This window comes from Streptomyces sp. SBT349 (assembly GCF_001083795.1).
GTDB lineage: Bacteria > Actinomycetota > Actinomycetes > Streptomycetales > Streptomycetaceae > Streptomyces.
Genome location: NZ_LAVK01000332.1, coordinates 1 through 8,214 on the forward strand (window position 1 = coordinate 1; position 8,214 = coordinate 8,214).

Here is an 8,214-nt window from a genome sequence, read left to right on the forward strand (position 1 = left end):
GGGGGTGGGTTGGTGGTGGGTGGTGAGGGGTGCGATGCGCGGGGGGGGGGGGGGGTGGGTGGGGGGGGGAGAACGTCGGGGGGCGGGCGGGGGCAGTGCTGCCAGTGGGACGCGGGCGCGGCCAGACCTTCGAGCGTAGGCCAGAGCTCCTCGGGGATCGGCAGGCGAGCCAGGCGGACCGTTTCCGCGACCCGCTCGGGGCGGGTCACGCCGATCACGGTGGAGGCGATGCGCGGGTCCCTGGTCGAGAACTGGATGGCGGCGGCGGCCGGCGGCACGCCGTGGCGCGCGCAGGCCGCCTCGATCGCGCGGACCCGGTCCAGCACCACGTCGTCCGCGTCCGTGTAGGCGTACCGGCCGTGGGCGTCCGCGCCCTTGGCGAGGATCCCGCCGCCGAACGGGGCCGCGTTGACGACGGCGAGCCCGGCGCCGTGGGCCGCGTCGATGAGCTGGTCGGCCGAGCGGTCGATGAGCGTCCACCGGTTATGGGTGAGCAGCACCTCGAAGACGCCGGTCGCCACGTAGCGCGCCATCAGCCCGGCGGGCCCTCCGGCCACGCCGATGTGCTCGGCCAGCCCCTCCTCGTGCATGCGCACCAGCTCCTCGACCGGCCCGCCCGAGGCCATGGCCTCGTCGAACGAGATGTGCTCGGGGTCGTGGAGGTACAGCAGCTGGACCCGGTCGAGGCCGAGCCGTTCCAGGCTGCCTTCCAGGGAGCGCCGTACCTGGGCGGCCGAGTAGTCGCCGCTGGCCCCGTCGCGGTCCACCTTGGTGGCGAGCACGAAGCCGGGCGGCAGGCCGCCGGTCTCCGCCAGCGCGGCGCCGATGATCCGCTCGCCGCGGCCCTCGCCGTAGCCCGCGGCCGTGTCGAGGAACCCGGCCGGGGACCGCAGCACCGCACGCACGGTCTCCACGGCCCGTTCCTCGGGCACGTCGTAGCCGAACGCCGCGGGCATGCTGGACATGGGTCCGCCGCCGAAGCAGATCTCGGGGACCCGCAGCCCGGTCCTGCCCAGTCGGCGCCGCTCCATCGCGGGCTCGTCGGCGCTCATCGGACCGGTACCAGGCGCAGCGGGACCCCGTCGGGGTCGGTGGCGGCGTCGCCCGCGGCGTTCTCCGGGGGTGCCTCGACCGCGAGGCCGATGCCGCGCAGCCCGAGCCGGTCGCGGTCGCCGGGCGGCGCGGGCACCGTGGGCTCGGCGAAGGTGAAGACCTCCAGGACGGCGGGGCCCGCCTGGAGGTAGTCGATGACGAAGCCGCGCGGGTCCTGGTCGTGCACCAGGCGGCCGATCACCGGGTAGCCGAGGTGGTCGCGGTAGTAGGAGAGCGTGTCGTCCAGGTCGGCGACGGTGACGGCGACATGGTCGAAGACCGGGCCCGCGTCCGGCGACCTGGCGCCAGCCAGCCGCCGTTCGCGATCGGCCAGTTCGGGCGTGGTCACGGAGTGGTACGACAGATGGCCGTCGATGATCTCCAGCAGCGTGCCGTCCGGGTCGCGGAAGAAGGCGAGGTTGACGTCGCCGACGGCCGCCGTGGGCTCGACGGTGAACGCGACGCCGCCCGCCCGCAGGCGCTCCGCCTGCCGGAAGACGTCCCCGACCTTCATCCCGAAGTGCCGCATGCCGCGCTGGAGATCGTCGCCGACCCAGCCGTTCAGGGTGCTGCCCTCGGCCGCCTCGACCAGTTTGACCAGGGCGCCGTCCGCGCTCAGCCAGTGCACCCCGGGCACGGCGGGCTCCGGCGGGGCCTCGGCGGGCGCGAGGCCGAGCAGCCCCCGGTAGAAGTCGAGCGACCGCTCGGCGTCGGTGACGCCTATCTCGACGTAGGCCATTCCCGGTGGGGAGGTGGACATGGGCGGGATCCCTTCGTAGTGCGTGGGCCTGGCCGGGCCCGGTGGGGCCCGGTCGGGGAGCGCCGGCTCAGCTCTTGACCGCGCCGAGCGTCATCCCCGCGACAAAGCGCCGCTGCATCCGCATGTAGACCATGATGATCGGCAGGATGGACATGGTCAGTGAGGCACACAACAGCGGCCAGTCCGTCGAGTGCTGGCCGACCGCGGCGTACAGCACGGGCTGGAGCGGCAGCGTGTCGGGGGACTGGAGGAACGTCTGGGCGAAGAGGAATTCGTTCCAGGTGTTCATGAACTGGAAGATGACCACCGTCGCCGCACCCGGCGCCGCCAGCGGCAGCATCACCCGCGCGAAGATGGCGAACTCGCCCGCGCCGTCCACCCGCGCCGCCTGCACCAGCTCGTGCGGCAGCGTCTCGAAGAAGACCCGCATGAGGAACATGGCGAACGGCACCGAGGTGCCGATGTAGACGAGCACGAGTCCGCTCTGGCTGTCGAGCAGCCCGAGGGCGTCGAGTTCGAGGAAGAGCGGGATCACGATCGCGGTGACCGGCAGCATGATCGTGGACAGCAGCGTCACATAGATGACCTGCTTGCCCCGGAACTCCAGGTGGGCGAAGGCGTATCCGGCGAGCGTGGCCAGCGCGACCACGCCGATGACGGTGATCACCGTGATCACGAGGCTGATCAGGAAGTGGCGCGGGAAGTCCAGGCTCGTCCACGCCTGGCGGTAGGCGTCGAACGTGATCTCGTCGGGGAGGAAGCCGCCGCCGAAGACCGTGTTGCGCTCCCGGACGGACGTCAGCAGCATCCACACCAGGGGGAACGCGGAGACCGCCGAGAGCGCGACCAGCGTGAGGTACCCGGCGACGCGACCGGCGCGCACGCGTGGTGAGCGCACGCTGGGTGGGCGCACGCGGGGCGCGCGCCGGGGGAGGCGGCTAGTGGTGGACATCGCGGGCCTTCCGGTTGACGCGGACCTGCACCACCGTGGCCACCAGGCACAGGACGAAGACGACCATGCTGATGGCGGTGGCATAGCCGAACGACGGCACGGCGCCCGCCGAGGAGCCGAACGCCAGCCCGTACAGGTAGGTGCCCAGCACCTCGGAGGCGCGGTTGGGCCCGCCGCCGGTCATCACGTAGATCACGTCGAACGTCTTGAAGCCGTTGACGAGGTTGAGCAGGACGACCACGGCGGTCACGTTCCGCAGCATCGGCACCGTCACATGCCGGAACCGCTGCCGCGCCGTGGCGCCGTCGATCTTCGCGGCCTCGTACAGCGCGGGGTCGATGCCCTGGAGCCCGGCCAGGAAGATCAGCATGTAGAGCCCGGCGGCCTGCCACAGCGACACCAGGATGAGCGCCGGGATCACGGTCGTGGTGTCGGCCAGCCAGGGCGTGGCGAGCGAGCCGAGGCCGAGGGAGTCGAGGAGCTCGTTGAGCGTGCCGAAGTTGGGGTCGTACACCATCTGCCAGAGCGAACCGGTGACGACGAACGAGACGACCGCCGGGATGAAGATCACCGTGCGGAAGAGCGTGCCGAGACGCCAGCCCCGGTTCAGCAGCACCGCGAGCAGCAGCGGCAGGACGGTCTGGAGCACGGTGGTCGCCAGGGTGAAGACGAACGTGGTGCGCAGCGCGTCCCAGAACACCGGGTCCGAGGCGAGGTTGGTGAAGTTCTCCGCGCCGACGAACTCCGGTTCGCCGAACCCGGACCAGCGCGTGAGGCTCAGATACATCGAGCGCAGGAACGGGAACGCCACGAACAGCGCGAAGAACGCGACGGTCGGCAGGATGAACAGGTAGCCCGCGACGCTCACCGACCGGCCGCGTCCGCCGGGGCGCGCGCCCCGGCGGACGCGGCCGGCGCGGCGACCCGCGCGGCCGGGGCGGCCCGCGCGTTCCCCGAGCGCCGTCGCCATCAGCGGTCCGCCGCCCGCTCGACGCCGCTCTGGATGTCGGCGGCGGCGCCCTCCGGGTCGCTCTGCCCGTCGAGCAGCGCGGAGAAGGCGTTCGCGGCGGAGTCGGACGAGCCGGGGCCCATCAGGATGTGCGGGGCGCCGTCCCCGTCGACCAGCCAGGACGTCATCTCGGCGAGCACCGGGTCGGCGACCCGCTCGGCGGCGGCCTGGGTGGCGGGCATGGAGTTGGACTCGTTCATGACGCCGGCGTAGCGCTCCGGCTCGTACAGGAACCGCAGGAACTCCAGCGCCTCCTCCTTGTTCCGGCTGGTCTCGCTGACCGCGAACGCCGCGCCCGCCTGGTTGGAGCACCAGTGCCTGGCGCCCGAGGAGAGCGCCGGGGTCCTCATCACCCGGTAGCTCTCCACGAACTCCGGCGGCGCGTCCTGGACGAAGTCCTGCGGCACCCACGAGCCCATGAACAGCATCGCGGCCCGGTCGGTGTACAGCATCTGCTCGCCCTGCGCGGTGGTGATGCCGTTCGGGTTGGGGGCGAACGCGCCCTCGTCCGCGAGGCGTTTGGCCAGCGCCAGCGCCTCCACGACCTCGCGGGAGTCCCAGGAGGCGCCGTCGCGCTGGAGGTCGAGGTCGAGGAGGAGCTTGGGGTCGTCGGTGACCTGGGTGATCAGCGGGAGGAAGAAGTCCAGGCCGTTGGTGCCCGGGCTGTTGGACAGCACGCAGGGCTCGATGCCGCCCGAGCGCAGCGCCTGGGCGGCGTCGATCAGGTCGTCCCAGGTCTCGGGGACGTCGAGGCGTGCCTCCTCGAAGTGCTTGGGGTGGTAGAAGATCCCGAACGTCTGGGCCATCCAGCCCAGCGCGAACTGCTTGCCCTCGTCCACGAACAGGTCGTTGGCCGACGGGAAGAACCCGCCGAGGAAGTCCTCGCCGAGCTCCGCGCGCAGGTCCGCCGAGATCCCGGCCCTGCCGTACTCGACGGCCAGCACGTGCGGGGCGAAGATCTCCGGCGGGTCCCCGGCGGCCACGGCCGACTGGAGCGCGGGGAGGTATGCCTCGGGATCGCCGAACTGCCGGTTCTCCACGGTGATGCCGGGGTTCGCCTCCTGGAACTCCTCCACCAGCCGCGGGAACTGATCGCGCTGCTGGTCGTACCAGTGCCAGATCCGGACCGTGCCCTTCGGGGAGGAGCCGCCCGAGGAGCCGCCTCCGCAGGCACTGATCAGGGGGGCGGCGGCGAACGCGGCGGCCCCCAGCGCGGACCCGCGCAGGAGCTGCCGCCGGCTCGGTCGCCGGGGCTGTGTGTGCGAGACCATGACGCCCTCCGACTTCGATGTCGATGAGTCTTGATGAGCCCTGATGAGCTCTGAAGAGCCTTGAGGAGCGACAGTCGGGGCGCGGGCGTGGGCGTGTCATCGGTTATCGCGGCAGCGGATGACACCTATTCGCTCGCAGGGGACCGCGCCGACGGGCGGGGAACGGCGGGCGGGCGCGGCGTTACGGTGACGGCCATGTGGGCCGTGAGATGGCACGGACGCGGAGACGTCCGTCACGAGACGGTGCCGGACGCCCCGGCGCCGGGGCCGCGCGAGGTGCGGATAGCGGTCGCCTGGTGCGGACTGTGCGGCAGCGACGTGCTGGAGTACCGGGAGGGGCCCTTCCAGGTGCCGGTCGGCGCGGAGCACCCGGTCACCGGGCGGCGGGCGCCGATCGTGCTGGGCCACGAGGTCTCGGGGCGGGTCAGGGACGTGGGCGCTGAGGTGCGTGCCGAGGCGCGCGACATCGCGGAGGGGGCGCTCGTAGCGCTCAACGCGCTTATCCCCTGCGGAACGTGCCGGGAGTGCCGCTCGGACGCGGAGCATCTGTGCCCCGACTTCGGGCACATCGGGATGTCCGCCGACGGCGGGCTCGCGCAGTACGTCACGGTCCCCGCGGCGATGGTCGTGCCCGCGCCCCCCGGGCTCGACGCCGAGACCGCCGCGCTGGCCGAGCCGTTCGCCGTCGCCTGGCACCTGGTGCGCCGGGTCGGCTCACCGCGCGGGCGGGCCTGCCTCGTCGTCGGCTCGGGCTCCATCGGCCTGGCCGCGGCGCTGATCCTGCGCGCCGGGGGCAACGAGGTGGCGGTCGCCGACGTCTCAAAGGAGCGGCTCGCGCCGGCGCGGACCCTCGGACTCGCCGCGTTCGCCGAGGGCGGCCCCGGCGTGGACGTCGTCCTGGAGTGCTCCGGCGCCGCCGCCGGGTTCGCCCTGGCCTGCCGCGCCGCGCGTCCGGGCGGAACGGTCGGGCTCGCGGGACTGCCGGGCGCGCCCGTCCCGTTCGACGTCTCGGCCGCCGCCCACCGCGAACTCACCCTGACCGGCAGCATGTCGCACCGGGCCGAGGCCGATCTGCGCCCGGCCCTCGACTTCCTGGCGGCCCACGCCCCCGCCGCGCGGGCGCTCATCACGGGCCGGGTGGACCTGGCGGCGGCCGTCACCGGGGGGCTCGACGTGCTGGCCGGACCGGCGCGCGGCCGTCACACCAAGATCCTGGTGCGGGCCGGTGGCGACGCTGCGTGAGCGCCGGGGGGTTGCAGCGTTGCAACGGGGTGCGTCAGTGAGGCGGTCGGTAATTCTCCGCCTTGTCCAGGATGGCGGTGAAGCGCTCCCACTGGGCCGCCGCCTCCGCCGTGGGGCCCACGGTGAAGTCCTCGGGGTCCAGGAAGTTCAGGCGCTCGCGCGTGGCCGGGTCCAGGTCCCGCCACGCGGCCTCATCCTGCGGTGACCGCGCCACAGCCGTCGCACACCCAGTTGCCGTTGTTGAGTCTGCGGCCCTCGTTCGACCCGCACGATGGACATTCCACAGGGCTGCCCCCTCACACATCCCAGCTGTGGGGGAACGACTGTAGCGCGCGGCGGGGACACGCGGCAGCCCCCGGTGACGGCTCGTCCAACAAGCGCGTCCCCGGGGGCCGCCGGCGGCTCACGGGAGGTCAGGCCACCCGCACCAGCCGGTCGGTGAAGGCCGGTTCGCCCAGGTCCTCGGCGAGCGCCACCGGCACGGTCACGCCCTCGGGCCCGTCGCCTATCGTCAGGGAACCCACCTCGGTCCCGGCGGCGCCGGAGCCCGGCACGCCGTCCTCCGGCTCGTTGAGCTCAAGGCCCACCTCCAGCCCCGACCAGCCCACCGCCTGCACGTCCTGCGTGACCACCACGGGCGTCCGCCCGCCCAGCCCGTCGTCCACATGGCCGACGACGTCGCCCTCGGACAGAACCGTCTCGGCCGTCAGCTCGCCCTGCGCGAACCTGATCAGCTGATCGCTCATGTTGAGCGCCTGGACCAGGATCGACCGGTCCACCGGGTCGGGGCCCTGGCCGAGCACGGCGCCGACGATGAGGCGCGTGCCGTCGCCGGCCTCCTGCTCGGCGGCGAACATCAGGTTCCCCCCGGCGGCGGTCGAGGTGCCGGGCTTGATGCCGACCACGCCGTTGACGGGCACGAGTCCGTTCCAGTTGTTCCACTCGGTGCCCTGGCTGTCGACGTAGGACGGCATGCGGACGATCTGGCGGAACACCGGGTCGTCCATCGCCGCCTTGGCCAGCAGGACCTGGTCCTCGGCGGTGGAGACGGTGTCCTCGTTCAGGCCGCTGGGGTCGGTGTACGTGGTGTTCTCCATGCCCAGTTCGGCCGCCGCCTCGTTCATCTTCTCCACGAAGGGGTCCTGCGAGTCCGACTGCGAGTCCCAACGGGCCACCAGCCGGGCCACGTTGTTCGCCGAGGCGATCATGATCGCCTGAAGGGCCTCCCGCTGGCTGATCGTCGACCCCGACTCCACGTCCACCGTCGACTCGTTGTCCGTCTCCGCGAGACCCGCCTCCTCCTCGGCCAGGTCGTCCACGGGGATGGACGCGCCGTCCCCGTCCTCGTCCATGGGGTGCTCCTGGAGGAGGACATAGGCGGTCATCACCTTGGCGACCGAGGCGATCGGCACCGGCTCCTGGTCGCCCGACGAGCCGAACGTCCCGACGCCCTCGACCTCCAGCGCCGCCTGTCCCTCGCCCGGCCACGGCACGGACGGGGCGTCACCGTCGAACATGAACGTCTCCGCCGCCGTCAGTTCGAGGCTCGGCTCCGGCAGCGGGCGCAGCCACTGGGCGACGACGAAGGCGATCACCAGCAGGACGGCCAGCGGGGTCCAGATCTTGATCCGGCGCACCACGGCGCGCAACGGCGTGGGCGCGGGCGCGGGCTTGTTGGTGAGCGCCGCCAGAAGCTCCAGCGGGTTTCGGGGGTCCTCCTCCGGCTCCCGCGCCGGTCCGGCCGCCTCGGGCCCGCGCAGCGGCGTGAGCTTGGGCGCCTCCGGCGGGGGCGCCGCCTCGGGCTTGGGCGGCACCTCGGGCCTGGGCGGTGTGGTGGGTTTGGGCGGCTCCGGCGGGGGGGCCGCCTCGGGCTCGGGCGGGGTGGTGG

At 72.9% G+C, this 8,214-nt stretch carries 9 protein-coding genes; 1 reads left to right on the top strand and 8 read right to left on the bottom strand.

Annotated features, from left to right (window positions below; all coding sequences use genetic code 11):
- The 5 genes from ADY01_RS28970 to ADY01_RS28990 form a co-directional block, all read right to left on the bottom strand.
- Nucleotides 1-1,052: aldo/keto reductase (locus tag ADY01_RS28970; RefSeq protein WP_063784399.1), on the bottom strand; the 1,052-nt coding region annotated here is incomplete at its 3' end.
- Entirely contained in the window at nucleotides 1,049-1,852 is an 804-nt protein-coding gene (locus tag ADY01_RS28975) for a VOC family protein (RefSeq protein WP_078900706.1), read from the bottom strand. The genes ADY01_RS28975 and ADY01_RS28970, both read right to left, overlap by 4 nt.
- 67 nt (nucleotides 1,853-1,919) lie before the next feature.
- Nucleotides 1,920-2,735 carry a carbohydrate ABC transporter permease gene (locus ADY01_RS28980; protein ID WP_049579398.1) on the bottom strand — a complete coding sequence of 272 codons (816 nt, stop codon included), beginning with the start codon at nucleotides 2,733-2,735 and terminating at the stop codon, nucleotides 1,920-1,922.
- Between the two features lie 55 nt (nucleotides 2,736-2,790).
- Nucleotides 2,791-3,774 carry a carbohydrate ABC transporter permease gene (locus tag ADY01_RS28985; RefSeq protein WP_049579400.1) on the bottom strand — a complete coding sequence of 328 codons (984 nt, stop codon included), beginning with the start codon at nucleotides 3,772-3,774 and terminating at the stop codon, nucleotides 2,791-2,793.
- Nucleotides 3,774-5,084, bottom strand: a complete 1,311-nt coding sequence (locus ADY01_RS28990) for an ABC transporter substrate-binding protein (RefSeq protein WP_049579401.1) — start codon at nucleotides 5,082-5,084, stop codon at nucleotides 3,774-3,776. The genes ADY01_RS28985 and ADY01_RS28990 overlap by 1 nt, the downstream gene beginning before the upstream one ends.
- Before the next feature lie 195 nt (nucleotides 5,085-5,279).
- Here ADY01_RS28990 and ADY01_RS28995 point away from each other — a divergent pair, with 195 nt between their 5' ends.
- A complete protein-coding gene (locus tag ADY01_RS28995) occupies nucleotides 5,280-6,326 on the top strand; it encodes an alcohol dehydrogenase catalytic domain-containing protein (protein WP_049579403.1) in 1,047 nt (348 codons plus the stop codon).
- A gap of 34 nt (nucleotides 6,327-6,360) precedes the next feature.
- Here the strand turns inward: ADY01_RS28995 and ADY01_RS29000 are convergent, their stop codons facing one another.
- The 3 genes from ADY01_RS29000 to ADY01_RS29005 form a co-directional block, all read right to left on the bottom strand.
- Entirely contained in the window at nucleotides 6,361-6,540 is a 180-nt protein-coding gene (locus ADY01_RS29000) for a hypothetical protein (RefSeq protein ID WP_049579404.1), read from the bottom strand.
- Nucleotides 6,518-6,610 carry a hypothetical protein gene (locus ADY01_RS41925; RefSeq protein ID WP_420715751.1) on the bottom strand — a complete coding sequence of 31 codons (93 nt, stop codon included), beginning with the start codon at nucleotides 6,608-6,610 and terminating at the stop codon, nucleotides 6,518-6,520. The genes ADY01_RS29000 and ADY01_RS41925 overlap by 23 nt, the downstream gene beginning before the upstream one ends.
- A gap of 129 nt (nucleotides 6,611-6,739) precedes the next feature.
- The coding region (locus ADY01_RS29005; RefSeq protein WP_049579408.1) for a hypothetical protein at nucleotides 6,740-8,214 on the bottom strand (1,475 nt) is incomplete at its 5' end.